Below are 14,906 nucleotides of genomic sequence, written 5' to 3' on the forward strand. Positions count from 1 at the left end.
TTGAAAGGCACGCCCGTGCCGGTAATCGAAACGCGCCTAGGTTGACAGATTTCCCATGGACAGAATACCGTTCCGTTACAGAACAATATTCTGTAACGGAACATAATTCTGCAAATTCCCTAATCGCGAGGCTTCACCATGAGTCAGTTTCTCAGCATGTTCACCAGCGTCGGCCCCGAAGCGTTCAGCCAGATGGCCTGTCAGGTCGCGCCGTATTTCAGCAGCATCAATCCGTTGGTCAGCGAATTGCGCGCGGGTTCAGCGACGGTGCAGGTGCCGTTCCGCCGCGAGATCACCAACCACCTCGGCACCGTGCACGCCATCGCCATGTGCAACGCTGCCGAACTGGCGGCCGGGATGATGACCGACGTGTCGATTCCGGCCGGTGCACGCTGGATTCCCAAAGGCATGACCGTCGAGTACCTGGCCAAGGCCAAATCCGATGTGACCGCCGTGGCCAATGGCGAAGCGCTGGACTGGCAGACCGAAGGCGACAAGATCGTGCCGGTGGGCATCCACGACGCCGAGGGCAAGAAAGTGTTCACGGCGCGAATCACCATGAACGTGAAGCTGTCCTGAAATCACGGGCACAAAAAAGCCCTTGTTGCGGTCATCACAACAAGGGCTTTTTGCCTTTGGCCGGATCAGTGCACGGTCAGGCGCTGGCGGACAAATTCTTCGGTGTGCCGCGTGACTTGATCCAGATGCCGGTCACGTTGCTTCTCGGCATCGACCATCGCCCGTTTGCCGTGCTTTTGCAGCAAATAGGTGTGGATCTGCTGCACTTCGAGCGAGCGGTAGATCGGCGTGGTGTCGATAAAACCGCGCAAACCGTTGCTGCGGTAATGCCGGGTGCTCATCAGTACCTGAGTCTCCAACTGGCCCAGCACTTCAAAGCCCAGCGCCTCGAAATACGGGACTTTACCCACGCTGCACGTCAGCTCGGCATGCGGGTAACGCGTCAGCATGTCGGCGATCAACGCCCGAGCCACGCCCTGGCGGCGGTACGGCTGCTGTACCGCCAGATAGGCCACGTTGCACGCCTCCCAATCACCCTGCACCGGCAAGTACAACAGGAAGCCGATCACCTGCTCCGGGTCTTCGTCGTCGGTGGCCACCAGCAGTTCCACCTCGGTGCCCTTCTCGCCGTTCAACGCCTCCAGATACAAATGCACCTCGTAGCCCACCGCGTACTGATAAACGTTGTACAGCAGATTGCTCGGGCCCAGACCGATGGCGCTGATGTCGGTCAGGTAGTCGACCACCATTTGCAGGATCTGGCTGTTGACGCCTTCGGGGCACGGGGATTTGTAGTGGGTGATGCGGGGCATGGCGGGTGAACTCCGGGGGTAAACACAGGTTGCCGGGCGGGTTGAGCGACCGGCGAACCGCGACATCATACCCTGTGCAAGCCTGACAAAAATTTCATCTGCCGGTAAGCGGACTTTTCGCCCGTTTGGCGTCCAATTCTTCAGCTGCGTTCATTTCCCGACGCAGGCCCTGAGGAGTTGTCATGAACGTTTTGCGTTCCCTGTTCAAATGGCGAAAAGCCCTGCTGCTGTTGCCGCTGACGCTGGCCGCGCTGGCCAGTCCCCCAGTATTTGCCCAACCCGAAATGATCATCCGCGAAGCCCCGCCACCGATGCGCATGGAACCGATGCCCGGTCCACGGGCAGGTTATGCCTGGGATCGCGGCCACTGGCGCTGGGAAGGCCGGGGTTATGTCTGGATGCCCGGTCACTGGCAACCGGTGCGTCACCACGGCGCACGCTGGGAACCCGGCCACTGGCAGGCGCGCGGGCCGAACTGGTACTGGATTGAAGGCCATTGGGTGCGTTGATCGCGCAACCGTCTGCCAACGTTACCCACCAGGAACATCACCATGTCGAAAACCATAAAAACCTTGATCACTGCCACGCTGGTGGCAATCACCCTGTCGGGCTGTGTCGTCGAACCGGCGCGCCCGCACCGGCCACCACCGATCGTCGAAGTGGTTCCGGCGATGCCTGCGCCGGGTTATCACTGGGTCGCCGGGCATTACCGCTGGGCCGGCAACCAATGGCGCTGGGTGCCGGGGCATTGGCGGGCGTATTGAGGCCGGTCACTGGGCCGGTGCAACGACCTTGAACTTGATCGCGATGTCGTTCGAAACCACGGTGTCGGCCCACTCGCCGGCACCGAGGCCAAATGCGTCGCGCTTGAGCACAAGCTCACCGTCGAAGATGCCGATGCTGCTATCCGGTTTCAGTTGCACCGGCACCTGCACCTCGCGGGTGACACCTTTGAGCGTGAGTCGGCCGGCAACCAGGTAATGGTTTTCATCGACCCGACTGAAACGGGTCGATTCGAATACAGCCGTCGGAAACTTTTGCGTGTCGAACCACGCCGGTTTCACCAGTTCGGTATTGGCGTCTTCGCTGCCGGCGTCGATGCTCGTGAGGTCAATGTGCAACGTGGTGCGGGCGTTGCTCAGATTGGCAGTGTCGAAGTCCAGCGTCGCATCGAACTTGCCGAACGTGCCGTACATTCGCGAGCCCATCTGGTTGTAGGTAAAACTGATCTGGCTGGCGCTGGTATTGACCCGGGTGTACTCCACCGCCTGCGCCGCCGGCATGACGATCAGGCAACACACAGCAGCCAACAACAATCGAATCGACATGGGATGCTCCGGTGCCTCGATGGGCCTCGACTGACTTAAGCAAACATCCGGCGGTTATGCCAGCCCTTCCACGCCACGTCGATTATCCCGTCAAACCAGCCGCTCGATCTTCTGATGCTGCCAGACCAGTTTGTAGTACAGGGTCTGCAGCACCAGCATCCCGAGGTACGCCACCGGGAACGCCATCCACACACCCTGCAAGCCAAACTGCCCGTCCAGCCAGTACGCAGCCGGCAACTGCACACCGACCACGCAAATGATCGCGATCGCGACGGGCACCAACACTGTGCCGCTGGCGCGCATGATGCCGCCGATGATCGCCTGGAAGCCGAAGATCAACAGGCTCCACAGCATGATGTGCAGCAAGTGCTCGGCCATCGCCCGGGTCGAGTCTTCGGTGAGGAACAGCCCCAGCAACCAGTGTGACAACAGGTAACCGAGCACGATCAAGCCACCGGTCAGGCACACGTTGATCCACAGCCCGGTGCGCAGGATCGGCCCCATACGTTCCAACCGCCCGGCGCCAATCGCCTGGGCGCCGAGTATCGACGCGGTGATCGCAATCGACAGCGCCGGAAACTGCACGTAGTTGACGATCTGCGTCACCGCGCCATACGCCGCCGTCGCCTGGGAGCCGTGCTGGTTGACCAGCGCCAGAATCACCAGCTCCGACAGCGACAGCACGATCATCTGCACCCCGGTCGGCAGACCGATGCGCAATACCTTGCCGAGGATCTCGCCGTCCAGACGCAACGCTCCGAAGAACTCCCGATCCGGCGCCAGCGGATGCCCCTTGCGGATCAGGCTCCAAGCCAGCCACGCCATCGCCGCCAGCGTACCGGCCAGACCGGCGAACGCCGCGCTCTGAATGCCCAGTTGCGGCAAGCCGAACCAACCGCGAATGAACGCCGGGGTCAGCGCCAGACCGACAACGGTCGACAGCAGCAGCGCGAGCATCGGCGACAGCGTGTCGCTCACCCCGCGCAACAGCTGGGTGAACAACACGTATACCAGCACAAACGGCAAGGTCCACATCATCACCCGGGCGTAGGAAACCGCGTCATCCAGAACATCCGTCGGCGTGCCCAACCCCTGCAACGCCTGACGCGCAAACACACTGCCAAACACCGCCGCGACCAGCCCGATCAACACCCCCAGCAACAGCGTCGCCCCGGCAATCGCCTTCACCATATGCGACTCGCGTGCGCCCCACGCCTGACCGATCAACACCCCTGCCCCGGCCCCCAGACCGATGACCAGCGCGATGAAGAAAAAGATGATCGGAAACATCCCCGAGACCGCCGCCAGCGCCTGAGTGCCAAGCATCTGGCCGATGTAGATGCTGTTGACCGTGCCCGACATGGATTGCAGAAAGTTCGACAGCACCATGGGGGCGAGGAACAAAAGGTAGGTTTTCCAGAGGGTTTTTTGCGCGGGGCTTTGCATTGAGAGTCCGTCTCGGGAGGAGGCAATGTGGGAGAGTCTAAGGTATGCATAACCGTTCAGGTCGTACCCCTTTGCATTAAAACTTCGTAATCTCCACCACCTGTCCAAAATGGAAGTGAACCGATCCCATGTCCCGCGTCTCGACCCTGCTGACCTCTACCCTTTTTGCCGTTCTGGCGACGACAGCCAACGCTGCCCCGACACCAGCGCCTGAAGCGCTGCAAAGCCTGCTGAGTACCCTGAACGAACGTCTGAACATCGGCGACCTCGTCGCCCTGACCAAATGGGACAGTGGCAAGCCGATCCAGGACAGTCCCCGCGAAGCCCAAGTCATCGCCAATGCCAGGACGCTAGCCGCCGAACGCAAACTCGATCCGGAAGACGTGGCGCAGTTGATCGCCGCGCAAATGGAAGCCAACAAACTGGTGCAATACGGGTTGCTCGCGAAGTGGCAAACGGCGGGCGCCGCGCCTGACACGCCCCGCCCGGATCTGGGCAAGCAGATTCGGCCGCGCCTGGATGAGCTGCAAACCCGTCTGTTGCAGCAATACGCCGACTTCACGCCCTACCGTCACGACCCGAATTGCCCGATGTGGCTGGCCAACGCGCGTAGCAGTTTGACTCACGACGCGCTGCACGAACTTGCCCTGAGCCGCGCTACCGGTGAGCTATGTATTCGGGCAACAGCCCCGTGAATCGGGGCTCAGGCATCCATCGCTGGCGTCGATAGTCACCATCACGTCAATGAAGTTCTCATAAAAAATCCCGGGCGTAACATCGGCTCCATACCAACCAAACAACACCCCGGAGCACACGATCATGAAACGCCAAATCCTTCTCGGCATCGCTTTCTCGGTTCTCGCAGTCAACGCTTTTGCAGCAAAACCCGCTCACACCATGATCGCCGAAGGCGGTTCGGATCGATTGATCGAACAGCGTGTAGCCGAAGGTGGCTCGGATCGTCTGCTGGAACGCCGCGTTGCCGAAGGTGGCTCGGATCGTCTGCAAGAACGTCGCGTTGCCGAAGGTGGCTCGGATCGTCTGATCGAACGCCGCGTAGCTGAAGGCGGTTCGGATCGTCTGCAAGAACGTCGCGTAGCTGAAGGTGGCTCGGATCGTCTGATCGAACGCCGCGTCGCATGACCTGAAAACGCTTTCGCAAGACAAAGAAAAGCCCGGCCTGATCAGCCGGGCTTTTTCACATCCAGCCGTCGCTTATTGAACGGTTTTCAGCTTGACCACATCACCGGAAACCTTGGTGGTGTAGCCGCTCAGAACCCATGCCCAGAACCAGTTTTCCTGAACCTGGGTGTTGATCATGGCATCGCCGCCCTTGGCCTGGATGGCGGCCTCTTGCGCGCGGACGAAACGGCTGTTCTGCCGGATCGGGATCACGCCGAACAGCATCAGGCCGGTGGCGGTCGCTTCGCTGTGGCCGATCACGGTGTACTGGTTGCTATCGTAGTGCTTGGTATTCATCGGGGTGCCGGTGCAACCTGCCAGAACCACACCGAACAGTGCGGCGGCGACTACTTTGCTGAGGTATTTCACTGCAAGACTCCATGGGTAAACGCCCGGGATCCATCTCTCGGGCGGCGCACACTTTACTGGAGGCAGTGGCACATTGGTATCAATCTGGAAATGTTTCATGACGCGCGCGGAATACCGGCACTGCTCTCCACAACGCCCGGCCCCTCGTTATTGCTCAGTGAATGACTGAAGATATGCCAACAAATTATCGATCTTCTCCTCATCACTCAGCCCCCAGAAGATCATCCGCGTCCCCGGCACCACGCCTTTCGGATCTTTCAGATACGCCGTCACCGTTTCGCGGTTCCAGGTGATGCCGGAGTTCTTCATTGCATCGGAGTACACGTAGTTCGCCGACGTCCCCGCCGGACGGCCGATGATGCCGTTGAGTTGCGGGCCGAATCCGGGGCGGGCGGATTCGCCGACCTGATGGCAGCCGCCGCACAGGCGCGGGAAGATTTTGCCGCCGGCCTCGGCATCGCCAGCCGCCAGGGCAGGTGTGCTGAGCAGGCCTGCGTTGAGGATCAGGGCGAGGGTCAGTAACGCGGTGTTTTTCATCGGGAGCATCCAGATCTTCGGCGGCGCCAAGGGTAATCCTGCGGGGAGCGTTGCGCTACAGGTAAGCCGCGATCACCTGCCGGACTTTGAGCAAGGCTTGACGCAGGACAAGCATGTCCACCGAGCCCAGCGCCAGTCGTATCGCATGGGGCACATGGGCGGATACGGTGAACGGCTCGGCGTTGGTGACCGAGATCTGCGCCTTCATCAGCTCGATCACCACCTGATCGGACCTTGCGTCTTCCGGCAGCGGCAGCCAGAGGAAATACGAGGAAGAATGGCCAACCCTCGGCAAGCCTTGCAGGATTTCAGCTGCCAGCGCCTGACGGGCACGGGCGTCATCGCGCTTTTGCGCCTCCAGCAAGGTGACTGTGCCGTCGTCGAGCCAGCCGCAGGCCATCGCGGTCATCACCCCCGGCGTGTTCCAGGTCGTGGCGCGGATGATGCGCTCCAGTGCCGGGACGATTTTCAGGGGCGCGGCGATGAAGCCGACGCGCAGGCCCGTGGCGATGTTTTTCGAAAGCCCCGAGACGTACACCGTGCGCTCCGGCGCAAGATCCGCCAGCGGTGGCGGCGGGTTATCGACCAGAAAGGCGTAGGCAGCGTCTTCGATGATCGTCAGATCATGCTGTCGGGCAATCGCCACCAGTTGTTCACGCTGCGCCAGCGGCATTACCCAGCCCAGCGGATTGTGCAGGGTCGGCATGCTGTAGACGGCGCGCACCGGGCGGTTGCGGCAGAGTCTGTCGAGTGCCGCCAGATCCGGGCCGTTTGCGGTCACAGGAATCGCCACCACTTCCAGATGCAGTGCTTCGGCCAATACCTTGAAGCCCGAATAGGTCAGCGCATCGGCCGCGATCACATCGCCGGGGTTGAGCTGTGCCATCAACGTCACCGCCAGACCTTGCTGGGCGCCGTTGACGATCAACACCTGCTCGGCGTCGACGTTCAAGCCTCGAGCCTGCAAGTGCCGGGCAACCGAGGCCCGCTCATGCTGGCGCCCGGCGTGGGGTTGATAACGCAGCAGCGCTTCGAGGTCGCCGGACAGCGCCAATTGCCGCAAAGCGGTGCGCAACAGATCGGCCTGCCCCGGCAGCGACGGGTAGTTGAAGTTGAGGTCGATCATGCCGACGGCAATGTCTTTCTGATCAATGCCCTGCCCCGGCAACAACGAGGTTTCCCGGACAAACGTGCCGCGCCCGGTTTCGCCGCTGACCAGGCCCATGGCCTCAAGCTCCGCATACACCCGCGACGCCGTGACCAGCGCCAGCCCTTCGCTCACCGCCAGTTGCCGATGGGTCGGCAAACGCGTGCCGGGCAACAGGCGACCGCTGCGAATGTCGGCGGCATAGGTATCAACGAGAGTCTTGTAACGGGAGCGCGGCATGTCGGGATGTATCCATGACAATTCTTTGATTGTGCTGATTCTCGACCCTAGGATGAGCCACAAGCAACCCCACTCTTGAGCGTGACCGACATGGAACGAACCACGAATCTGCCCGCCCCGGCCCTGGAAAAAACCAGTGGCTGGATCAACGGTTTCATCGGCGTCGTGATTTTCAGCGGTTCGCTGCCGGCCACGCGGCTGGCGGTGCTGGAATTCGACCCGGTGTTCCTCACCGTCATCCGCGCCACCATCGCCGGGGTGTTGGCGTTGTGCCTGTTGTGGCTGTTTCGCGAACGACGTCCGGCGCGGGACCAGTGGTTCTCTTTGTTGATCGTCGCGCTGGGCGTGGTCGTGGGTTTCCCGTTATTGACCGCCCTTGCGCTGCAATACGTGACGTCGGCGCATTCCATTGTATTTGTAGGATTGCTGCCACTGGCGACGGCGATTTTCGGTGTGCTGCGCGGCGGTGAACGACCGCGCCCGGTGTTCTGGATCTTTTCGGTGTTGGGCAGTTCGCTGGTGGTCGGCTTTGCAGTATCCCAGGGACTGACCGCCTCGCCCACCGGGGATCTGTTGATGCTGGCGGCGATTCTCGCCTGCGGTCTCGGTTATGCCGAAGGCGCCAAACTGTCGCGCACCTTGGGTGGATGGCAGGTGATCTGCTGGGCGCTGGTGTTGTCGCTGCCGGTGATGGCCGTGTTCAGCGTATGGCGGGCGCCCGCCTCGTTCAGCGGCATCAGCGTGTCGGCTTGGGTGTGCCTGGCTTACGTTTCGCTGTTCAGCATGCTGATCGGTTTTGTGTTCTGGTATCGCGGACTGGCTCAGGGCGGGATTGCGGCGGTCGGGCAGTTGCAGTTGTTGCAGCCGTTTTTCGGTCTGGCGCTGGCGGCGACGTTGCTGCATGAACACGTCAGCCTCGGCATGCTGGTGGTCACTTTGGGCGTGATCCTGTGCGTGGCCGGGGCGAAGAAATTCGCCAAGTGATCAGCTCGTTCCCGCTTTCCATTCCCGTGGACTGAGCCCGGTCTTGCGTCGAAACGCCCGGGCCAGCGCCGAAGGACTTTCATAGCCGACCTCTTCGGCGATCAGGGCTATCGGTCGGCCTTCGCGCAGGCGTTTCTGCGCGAGGCTGATTCGCCAGCTCACCAGATAATCCACCGGCGTCTGCCCCACCACTCGCCGGAAATGCTCGGCAAAACCGGCACGGGACAAATGTGCGGTCGCGGCCAGTTCGGCGACGCTCCAGGCCTTGGCCGGCTGATCGTGCATCAGACTCAACGCACGGGAAATCTTCGGGTCGGCCAACCCCGCCATCATCCCCGGCTGCTGGTTGCGACTGCTGATGAGATGGCGCAGCAACAGAATCACCAGCAGTTCGAACAGCCGATCCATCACCGCTTCACGCCCGCAATGACCATCGAATGCCTCCTTGAACAGCCATTCCAGAGTGCTGGCCATTTCCGGAAGGTCGGCGAGTTTCAGCACCAGATAATCCGGCAGCGCCGCCGCCAGCGCATTGCCCGCGCCGCCATCGAAGGTCAGCGAGGCGCACACCAATTGTGTATTCATAGCCTCGTCGGCGAACAGTCGGTGGGCAAACGGTCGGGGGAAGAAAATCAGCGTCGGTTCACTGAGGGTGAGTTCGGGATCATTCCCCGGTTTGAGCAGCACTTGCCCGGCCTGCAACAGATGGACATGGCCACACAACTGATCGCCACCGTAGGCGCTGATGCCGCAGAAAGTACCGCTGTGGAAAGTGCCGGCATTCACGCCGAAGTGGCTGAGCAACGTGGACAAGCGATCCATGGGTGAATCCTCGACGACAGGTTTGGACGATCTGTCGCATATCCTCGACGATTTGCACCCAAGGCGCCAGCCTCACTCAATAACATGACCTCCATCCCCGGCGCACTTCGCACCGGACTTTCGGAGAGTCACCATGAGCCGCATTGCCCCGATCACCCTTGAAAACGCGACCGAAGCCACCCGTCCGACCCTGGAAGGCGTGCAGAAAAAAATCGGTTTCCTGCCGAACCTGTTCAAGACCCTGGCGGTTGCCCCCGCTGCACTGGATGCCTACGTGCAAGTCTCCGCCACGCTGGGCAAGACGTCGCTGAGCGCCAAGGAAAAAGAAGCGGTGTACCTCGCCACGTCGCAGGTCAACGGCTGTGATTACTGCCTGGCGGCGCACACCTTGTTTGCCGGCAAGGCAGGGCTGGCAGCAGAAGAAATCATCGACGCGCGTCACGGCAGGCTGAATGCCTTCGCCACCCTCGCTCATCAACTGACGGAAACCCGCGGTCACTTGAGCGATGAACAGATCGCCGCCGCCCGCGCTGCCGGTATCGACGACAAGAAGATCATCGAAACGATTGCCATCGTCGCCGTGCAGACCCTGACCAACTACCTCAACAACGTGGCGCTGACCGATATCGATTTCCCGGCCATCGATGCCTGATCCGTGACCGGGGTCGATCTCAGTCGTGATCGACCCCGGCGCGTTTCAGCAGTTTCTTGCAGCGCTCGGACAGGTGAAACACCTGCAACTGCTTGCCGGCCCTGGCGTAGCGTTCACGCAGGGTTTTCAGCGCAGCGATGGCCGAGTAGTCGACAAAGCTCAGGTGCCGGCAGTCCAAGGTTACCCGCTGAGGATCGTTGGCCGGGTCGAACTGATTGAGGAACGGCGTGGTCGAGGCAAAGAACAGCGTGCCGTGCAGGCGATACAGTTTGCTGCCGTCGGCTTCCAGATGTTCATCGGCGTACAACTCGCGTGCCTGCTGCCAGGCAAAGTTCAGCGCCGCGATGATGATCCCGCACAACACCGCCGTGGCCAGATCGGTGAACACCGTGATGGTCGTTACCGCGATGATCACCAGCACATCGTTGAGCGGCACTTTGTTCAGCACCCGCAACGAGGCCCAAGCGAAGGTCTGCTGCGACACCACGAACATCACCCCCACCAGCGCCGCCAGCGGAATCCGCTCGATCAGCGGCGACAGAAACAGAATGAACAACAGAATCAGCACGCCCGCCACCGCGCCGGACAACCGCCCGCGTCCGCCGGAACTGAGGTTGATCACGGTCTGGCCGATCATTGCGCAACCGCCCATGCCGCCAAACGCACCGGAGACCATGTTCGCCGCGCCCAGCGCTACGCATTCGCGATCCGGGTAGCCACGGGTTTCGGTGATTTCGTCGGTGAGGTTGAGGGTCAGCAGGGTCTCCAGCAGGCCGACCAGCGCCATCAGGATCGCGTAAGGCGCGATGATGTGCAGGGTTTCGAGGTTGTACGGGATGTCCGGCAGCGCGAACGTCGGCAGACCGCCGGCGATGTGTGCCATGTCGCCGAGGGTGCGGGTCGGCAGGCCGAACAGGTAGACCAGCAGTCCGACGCCGAGAATCGCCACCAGTGCCGGCGGAACGGCACGGGTCAGGCGCGGCAGGATGTAGACGATGGCCATGGTCAGCAGCACCAGCCCGGTCATCAGGTACAACGGCGTGCCGCTGAGCCACTGCTCGCCGCTCTTGAAATGCTCCAGTTGCGCCAACGCGATGATGATCGCCAGACCGTTGACGAATCCGAGCATCACCGGGTGCGGCACCATGCGCACCAGTTTGCCCAGCCGCAACAGCCCGAACGCCATCATGATCAAACCACCGAGCAACACCGTCGCCAGCAAGTACTGCACGCCGTGCTGCACCACCAGCGCGACGATCACCACCGCCATCGAGCCGGCCGCCCCGGAAACCATGCCCGGCCGGCCGCCGAACAACGCGGTCAGCGTGCAAATGATGAAGGCACCATACAGGCCCATCAGCGGATTGAGGTGAGCCACCAGCGCAAACGCAATGCATTCGGGCAACAGGGCGAACGAGGTGGTGAGTCCGGCCAGGACATCGGCGCGCAGACGAATCGGTTTCATGGTTTACCTGACAGCGCGGCCGAGACTGGCGGCCGCTTTATTCGCGGGAAAAAGAGGGTTGCGGATGTTACGCAATTGCCCGGGCACGGGCCAGCGATCGCTGACAGGGACGGCTCGGCGCTTTATGCTTGCGCGCTTCGTTGATCGACGGGTTTGAACATGTCACCGCTATCTACCCGCGAAGTCTGCCAGCGCCTGCGCGATGCGGCATTGGGCGTTTGCGCATTACGGCGTATTGCACACGAATCCGGGACCGGCCAGATGTCGGTCGAGATCGACGGCTGGCACCTGTCGCTCGACTTTGACGGCCAACGCCTGCACCACTGCCTGCGATGCCGCTGCCCGGAAGGTCGCGTATGGACGCTCGACACCACTCAACGTTTCGGCACCGACCCTGTCAGCCTGCTCAGCACCTGGGAACTGGCGCAGATCGAGCGACTACTGAGCCGGGCCGACTGACCGAATCAGCCCCGTCGCAGGTCCAGGTTGTAGGTGTAATAGCCTGTGTCACGCACCCAGCCAAGGGATTCGTACAGACGCTGAGCCGTGAAATTATCGGTGGCGGTTTCCAGCACCAGGCCCTTGGCGCCGGTTTCCACGGCAAAGTCCCGTGCAGTGTTCATCAGCAATCGCCCGACGCCACGACCTCGAGCGGCCGGTGTGGTGAACAGGTCGCTGAGCAGCCAGGTGCGGTGGGCGTCTATCGAAGAAAATGTCGGGTACAGCTGCACGAATCCCAGCGCCTCACCGTTTTCATCTTCAACCAGAAAAATCGCTGATTCATTGGCAGCCATGCGCTCGGCGATGAAGGCCCGCGATTGCTCAAGGTTCGATGGCTGGCCATAGAAGCCGCGATAACCGTCGAACAGTGTGGCCACCGCATCCAGATGTTCCGCGCTGGCGCGTATTGCCTGAAGACCCATATTCCCTCCCCGATCCCGTCAAATGATTGCAGCAGCATAGCGCTGCCCGTCGAGTTCGCTGGCTTAATCGCTATATAGTTTTGTATATTGCGAACCCGAAATCGCCAGACTTTCAATGTCTTCCATGAGCAGCATCCGCGAACGCAACCAGCAACAGATTCTCAAGGCCGCCAGCGAAGAGTTCGCCGCCAACGGCTTCGACGCGACCCAGACCCGCGACATCGCCGCCCGCGCCGGTGTGCCCAAGGCCAATCTCTATTACTACTTCCAGAGCAAGGAAAACCTCTACGGCAAAGTGCTGCTCGGCTTCGTCGAACCGCTGTTGGAAGCCTCGGCGGTGCTGCGCGAAAGTGACGACCCGCTGATCGGCCTGCGCGCCTATGTCGCGGCCCGCATCCGCATCGCCCGTGAGCATCCGGCGATCGCCAAAGTGTTCAGCGGTGAGTTGCTGCTCGGTGGCCGCCAGTTGCCCGACGAATGCCGCGACCTGCTTCACGGCGAAGCCCGGCGCAATGTCGAGTGCCTGCGCAGCTGGATCGACCGCGGTTTACTGGCCCCGGTCGATCCCGAGCATTTGATGTTGTTCATCTGGTCGGCGACGCGGACCTACACCAACATTGGCTGGCAGATGGGGCGCATCACCGGGCGGGAAGTGCCGCAGGATGAGGATTATGAAATGGCAGCGGATACCATTACGCGGTTGGTGCTGGGCGGTGTGGTGTCCGAGCCAATGAGTGATGTTCGCAGGTTGATGTTGGCGACTTGAGCAGAGGCGTCAAGGCATCAGGTCCAACGGAAGTGTCGCATCCACCGCCAAGCGTTCACGCCACGCCAACAGCACATCAGGCACCCGTTTTTTCCATTCGGGAACGTTGGTGTAATACCGCGCCCTGACTTTGCGTTGCTCATCGAAAACCAATAGCACCAGCCAAACTTTGCCTCCCGGCGCACTCATCAGAATCGCCGCATTGCTGGAAGCCAGCCCTCGTAGCCAGAACTCATTGACCTCACCCTCCGGCACATCACTAGAGGTCTCGCCGGCTGCCATTGATCCGCTATTTTGCAGCAGCGTCTGATAGTCATTTTTGAGCAACGTGCGTAATGCCTGATCTTCTTGCTGCGTACGTACAACGCCAAGGCTCAGCAAGTCGTATTCAATCGCGATCGGTTGCTCAGATGCCACATACCTCCCATCCTAATAAACGCCCATCCCGCCACCACAAGCCCCCTCACCTCCATCAGAATCAACATCCAGCAAACCGTTGAGCGCGCTGAACTTCAGGGTGCAGTTGCCTTCAGCGAAATGCGCTACGGCACCGTCGATTGTGGCCACACCGTCCATGTCGCCAGAGTTGCCACCATTTGACGCAGAAACATCAAAGGCAATATGAGTGGCGTCCACACGCTTGGTTGTGACTTCTGCCGCCGATGAAACGCCCCACGGGATCATCTGCCAGGTGGCATCCCAGCTGAAAGGCTTGGCCACGTATTCAAGCGCTTTCAGACGCATCAAATACTCACGGCGCAGGCAGGAGCTATTGGCAGCGCATTGATTGCGTTGTTTCAACCACGAACGTTGATCTGCCTTGAGCGCTTTCGGATCAGCGACCTGTACCACCGTTGTTCGCCATAATGCGCCAAGCTTTTCATCAAGACTTGATGTATACGGATCCGCACAAATGGCTTTTTCAACCGGGCTGGAAGCGCCAGCACAGTCAAAACTGGCAGCGTGGGTATGGGCAGCAAAAACGAGGGACGTCAGCAGCAAGGCGTGACGGAGATTGAAAGCGAGCATCGACAGATTCCATTCCTGAGGCGGCGGCAGTATGCCGGGCCCGGGCTATCGATGCTCTGGATTTTTCACCGGTTATCGGGGACGTCTGCAAGAGAGCGTCAGAACGCAATCTCGGCCGCCGGCTTCACATCGATCCGCGCCACGGAACCGGTCAGGTGCGCCCAGTCCTTGTTGTGTTCGGCGATGATGTCTTCCGCGCTCATGTTGCCGTTGTCGACGGTGGAATGCGCGTCGGCTGCCAGCTCCACGTCGTAGCCCAGTTGATGGGCCTGGCGCACGGTGGCGTTGACGCAGTAATCGGTCTGCAAGCCGCAGATCACGAGGCGATCGAAGTCTTCGCGGGGGATCAGCTTTTGCAGGTGGGTCTGGTAGAACGAGTCGTTGGCGGTCTTGTCGACGCGAAGGTCACTCGGTGCGGTGGTCAGGCCATCGGCCAGTTGCCAGCCCTCGGCTCCGTAGGCCAACGGGCTGCCCTTCTCGTTATGCTGGATCAGCACGACTGTGACGCCAGCCTTGCGCGCCCGGGCGCTGAGGCCGTTGATGGTGTCGATCACCCGTTTGATGTCGTGACACTCGTATTCGCCTGTGCACAGGGCGCGCTGGACATCGATGATCAGCAATGCGGTGGTCATGGGGAGCCTTCCTTGATCGGTCCTTGAGACAGGGGCGGACGTGTGCCCGCCCC

21 protein-coding genes are annotated in these 14,906 nt (G+C 61.0%); 9 read left to right on the forward strand and 12 right to left on the reverse strand.

Going from position 1 to position 14,906, the window contains the following annotated elements; genetic code table 11:
• Positions 1-138: 138 nt before the first annotated feature.
• Positions 139-579 (forward strand): hotdog fold domain-containing protein, encoded by a 441-nt coding sequence (locus CAF87_RS15110; protein ID WP_085732105.1) that lies wholly within the window; start codon positions 139-141, stop codon positions 577-579.
• 65 nt (positions 580-644) lie between these two features.
• Here the strand turns inward: CAF87_RS15110 and CAF87_RS15115 are convergent, their stop codons facing one another.
• Positions 645-1,331, reverse strand: coding sequence for a GNAT family N-acetyltransferase (locus tag CAF87_RS15115; RefSeq protein WP_085732106.1), 687 nt, complete (start codon positions 1,329-1,331; stop codon positions 645-647).
• A gap of 182 nt (positions 1,332-1,513) precedes the next feature.
• Between CAF87_RS15115 and CAF87_RS15120 the strand changes: the two genes are divergently transcribed.
• Together CAF87_RS15120 and CAF87_RS15125 are read left to right on the forward strand one after the other, a co-directional pair.
• Complete coding sequence (locus CAF87_RS15120) at positions 1,514-1,840, forward strand: YXWGXW repeat-containing protein (protein WP_085732107.1); 327 nt, start codon at positions 1,514-1,516, stop codon at positions 1,838-1,840.
• Between the two features lie 42 nt (positions 1,841-1,882).
• On the forward strand, positions 1,883-2,095 hold the full coding sequence (locus tag CAF87_RS15125; RefSeq protein ID WP_085732108.1) for a YXWGXW repeat-containing protein: 213 nt from the start codon (positions 1,883-1,885) through the stop codon (positions 2,093-2,095).
• A 6-nt stretch (positions 2,096-2,101) separates the two neighbouring features.
• Here CAF87_RS15125 and CAF87_RS15130 read toward each other — a convergent pair whose 3' ends face one another.
• Both CAF87_RS15130 and CAF87_RS15135 read right to left on the reverse strand, forming a co-directional pair.
• Positions 2,102-2,659, reverse strand: coding sequence for a YceI family protein (locus CAF87_RS15130; RefSeq protein WP_085732109.1), 558 nt, complete (start codon positions 2,657-2,659; stop codon positions 2,102-2,104).
• Between the two features lie 90 nt (positions 2,660-2,749).
• Positions 2,750-4,105: an MATE family efflux transporter gene (locus tag CAF87_RS15135; protein WP_085732110.1), complete on the reverse strand. Its 1,356-nt coding sequence runs from the start codon at positions 4,103-4,105 to the stop codon at positions 2,750-2,752.
• Positions 4,106-4,233: 128 nt separating this feature from the next.
• On the opposite strand from CAF87_RS15135, the gene CAF87_RS15140 reads away from it, so the two are divergent.
• Together CAF87_RS15140 and CAF87_RS15145 are read left to right on the forward strand one after the other, a co-directional pair.
• Entirely contained in the window at positions 4,234-4,800 is a 567-nt protein-coding gene (locus CAF87_RS15140) for a chorismate mutase (protein ID WP_085732111.1), read from the forward strand.
• A gap of 124 nt (positions 4,801-4,924) precedes the next feature.
• Positions 4,925-5,248 carry a hypothetical protein gene (locus CAF87_RS15145; protein WP_085741066.1) on the forward strand — a complete coding sequence of 108 codons (324 nt, stop codon included), beginning with the start codon at positions 4,925-4,927 and terminating at the stop codon, positions 5,246-5,248.
• 72 nt (positions 5,249-5,320) lie between these two features.
• Here CAF87_RS15145 and CAF87_RS15150 read toward each other — a convergent pair whose 3' ends face one another.
• The 3 genes from CAF87_RS15150 to CAF87_RS15160 all read right to left on the reverse strand — a co-directional run bounded on the left by CAF87_RS15150 (position 5,321) and on the right by CAF87_RS15160 (position 7,580).
• Positions 5,321-5,656: a hypothetical protein gene (locus tag CAF87_RS15150; protein WP_085711582.1), complete on the reverse strand. Its 336-nt coding sequence runs from the start codon at positions 5,654-5,656 to the stop codon at positions 5,321-5,323.
• A 147-nt stretch (positions 5,657-5,803) separates the two neighbouring features.
• The gene (locus tag CAF87_RS15155; protein WP_085732266.1) at positions 5,804-6,193 is read right to left on the reverse strand and encodes a cytochrome c family protein; all 390 of its coding nucleotides are present in this window, start codon (positions 6,191-6,193) and stop codon (positions 5,804-5,806) included.
• A gap of 55 nt (positions 6,194-6,248) precedes the next feature.
• The gene (locus CAF87_RS15160; RefSeq protein ID WP_085732113.1) at positions 6,249-7,580 is read right to left on the reverse strand and encodes a PLP-dependent aminotransferase family protein; all 1,332 of its coding nucleotides are present in this window, start codon (positions 7,578-7,580) and stop codon (positions 6,249-6,251) included.
• A 90-nt stretch (positions 7,581-7,670) separates the two neighbouring features.
• On the opposite strand from CAF87_RS15160, the gene CAF87_RS15165 reads away from it, so the two are divergent.
• Positions 7,671-8,564, forward strand: coding sequence for a DMT family transporter (locus CAF87_RS15165; protein ID WP_085732114.1), 894 nt, complete (start codon positions 7,671-7,673; stop codon positions 8,562-8,564).
• Here the strand turns inward: CAF87_RS15165 and CAF87_RS15170 are convergent, their stop codons facing one another.
• A complete protein-coding gene (locus CAF87_RS15170) occupies positions 8,565-9,386 on the reverse strand; it encodes an AraC family transcriptional regulator (protein ID WP_085732115.1) in 822 nt (273 codons plus the stop codon).
• A 133-nt stretch (positions 9,387-9,519) separates the two neighbouring features.
• Between CAF87_RS15170 and CAF87_RS15175 the strand changes: the two genes are divergently transcribed.
• A complete protein-coding gene (locus tag CAF87_RS15175; protein ID WP_085732116.1) occupies positions 9,520-10,038 on the forward strand; it encodes a carboxymuconolactone decarboxylase family protein in 519 nt (172 codons plus the stop codon).
• A 19-nt stretch (positions 10,039-10,057) separates the two neighbouring features.
• Here CAF87_RS15175 and CAF87_RS15180 read toward each other — a convergent pair whose 3' ends face one another.
• A complete protein-coding gene (locus CAF87_RS15180) occupies positions 10,058-11,503 on the reverse strand; it encodes a SulP family inorganic anion transporter (RefSeq protein WP_085732117.1) in 1,446 nt (481 codons plus the stop codon).
• Positions 11,504-11,662: 159 nt separating this feature from the next.
• Between CAF87_RS15180 and CAF87_RS15185 the strand changes: the two genes are divergently transcribed.
• The gene (locus CAF87_RS15185; RefSeq protein ID WP_085732118.1) at positions 11,663-11,962 is read left to right on the forward strand and encodes a hypothetical protein; all 300 of its coding nucleotides are present in this window, start codon (positions 11,663-11,665) and stop codon (positions 11,960-11,962) included.
• A gap of 5 nt (positions 11,963-11,967) precedes the next feature.
• On the opposite strand, the gene CAF87_RS15190 is transcribed toward CAF87_RS15185, so the two are convergent.
• A complete protein-coding gene (locus CAF87_RS15190) occupies positions 11,968-12,426 on the reverse strand; it encodes a GNAT family N-acetyltransferase (protein ID WP_085732119.1) in 459 nt (152 codons plus the stop codon).
• A 124-nt stretch (positions 12,427-12,550) separates the two neighbouring features.
• Here CAF87_RS15190 and CAF87_RS15195 point away from each other — a divergent pair, with 124 nt between their 5' ends.
• Positions 12,551-13,192, forward strand: a complete 642-nt coding sequence (locus CAF87_RS15195; protein ID WP_085732120.1) for a TetR/AcrR family transcriptional regulator — start codon at positions 12,551-12,553, stop codon at positions 13,190-13,192.
• A 9-nt stretch (positions 13,193-13,201) separates the two neighbouring features.
• Here the strand turns inward: CAF87_RS15195 and CAF87_RS29525 are convergent, their stop codons facing one another.
• The 3 genes from CAF87_RS29525 to CAF87_RS15205 form a co-directional block, all read right to left on the reverse strand.
• On the reverse strand, positions 13,202-13,609 hold the full coding sequence (locus tag CAF87_RS29525) for a hypothetical protein (protein WP_256576016.1): 408 nt from the start codon (positions 13,607-13,609) through the stop codon (positions 13,202-13,204).
• A 12-nt stretch (positions 13,610-13,621) separates the two neighbouring features.
• Entirely contained in the window at positions 13,622-14,221 is a 600-nt protein-coding gene (locus CAF87_RS29530; RefSeq protein ID WP_256576017.1) for a lysozyme inhibitor LprI family protein, read from the reverse strand.
• 98 nt (positions 14,222-14,319) lie between these two features.
• The gene (locus tag CAF87_RS15205) at positions 14,320-14,853 is read right to left on the reverse strand and encodes a cysteine hydrolase family protein (protein WP_085732121.1); all 534 of its coding nucleotides are present in this window, start codon (positions 14,851-14,853) and stop codon (positions 14,320-14,322) included.
• Positions 14,854-14,906 lie beyond the last annotated feature (53 nt).

Origin of the sequence: Pseudomonas sp. R38(2017), from assembly GCF_002112395.1 — a bacterium.
Lineage (GTDB): Bacteria > Pseudomonadota > Gammaproteobacteria > Pseudomonadales > Pseudomonadaceae > Aquipseudomonas.

What these genes read in the sequence shown, in the direction of transcription:
- CAF87_RS15110 (WP_085732105.1), top strand. Translation starts at nt 139, where the DNA reads ATGAGTCAGTTTCTCAGCATGTTCACCAGCGTCGGCCCCGAAGCGTTC.
- CAF87_RS15115 (WP_085732106.1), bottom strand. Translation starts at nt 1,331, where the DNA reads ATGCCCCGCATCACCCACTACAAATCCCCGTGCCCCGAAGGCGTCAAC.
- CAF87_RS15120 (WP_085732107.1), top strand. Translation starts at nt 1,514, where the DNA reads ATGAACGTTTTGCGTTCCCTGTTCAAATGGCGAAAAGCCCTGCTGCTG.
- CAF87_RS15125 (WP_085732108.1), top strand. Translation starts at nt 1,883, where the DNA reads ATGTCGAAAACCATAAAAACCTTGATCACTGCCACGCTGGTGGCAATC.
- CAF87_RS15130 (WP_085732109.1), bottom strand. Translation starts at nt 2,659, where the DNA reads ATGTCGATTCGATTGTTGTTGGCTGCTGTGTGTTGCCTGATCGTCATG.
- CAF87_RS15135 (WP_085732110.1), bottom strand. Translation starts at nt 4,105, where the DNA reads ATGCAAAGCCCCGCGCAAAAAACCCTCTGGAAAACCTACCTTTTGTTC.
- CAF87_RS15140 (WP_085732111.1), top strand. Translation starts at nt 4,234, where the DNA reads ATGTCCCGCGTCTCGACCCTGCTGACCTCTACCCTTTTTGCCGTTCTG.
- CAF87_RS15145 (WP_085741066.1), top strand. Translation starts at nt 4,925, where the DNA reads ATGAAACGCCAAATCCTTCTCGGCATCGCTTTCTCGGTTCTCGCAGTC.
- CAF87_RS15155 (WP_085732266.1), bottom strand. Translation starts at nt 6,193, where the DNA reads ATGAAAAACACCGCGTTACTGACCCTCGCCCTGATCCTCAACGCAGGC.
- CAF87_RS15160 (WP_085732113.1), bottom strand. Translation starts at nt 7,580, where the DNA reads ATGCCGCGCTCCCGTTACAAGACTCTCGTTGATACCTATGCCGCCGAC.
- CAF87_RS15165 (WP_085732114.1), top strand. Translation starts at nt 7,671, where the DNA reads ATGGAACGAACCACGAATCTGCCCGCCCCGGCCCTGGAAAAAACCAGT.
- CAF87_RS15170 (WP_085732115.1), bottom strand. Translation starts at nt 9,386, where the DNA reads ATGGATCGCTTGTCCACGTTGCTCAGCCACTTCGGCGTGAATGCCGGC.
- CAF87_RS15175 (WP_085732116.1), top strand. Translation starts at nt 9,520, where the DNA reads ATGAGCCGCATTGCCCCGATCACCCTTGAAAACGCGACCGAAGCCACC.
- CAF87_RS15180 (WP_085732117.1), bottom strand. Translation starts at nt 11,503, where the DNA reads ATGAAACCGATTCGTCTGCGCGCCGATGTCCTGGCCGGACTCACCACC.
- CAF87_RS15185 (WP_085732118.1), top strand. Translation starts at nt 11,663, where the DNA reads ATGTCACCGCTATCTACCCGCGAAGTCTGCCAGCGCCTGCGCGATGCG.
- CAF87_RS15190 (WP_085732119.1), bottom strand. Translation starts at nt 12,426, where the DNA reads ATGGGTCTTCAGGCAATACGCGCCAGCGCGGAACATCTGGATGCGGTG.
- CAF87_RS15195 (WP_085732120.1), top strand. Translation starts at nt 12,551, where the DNA reads ATGAGCAGCATCCGCGAACGCAACCAGCAACAGATTCTCAAGGCCGCC.
- CAF87_RS29530 (WP_256576017.1), bottom strand. Translation starts at nt 14,221, where the DNA reads ATGCTCGCTTTCAATCTCCGTCACGCCTTGCTGCTGACGTCCCTCGTT.
- CAF87_RS15205 (WP_085732121.1), bottom strand. Translation starts at nt 14,853, where the DNA reads ATGACCACCGCATTGCTGATCATCGATGTCCAGCGCGCCCTGTGCACA.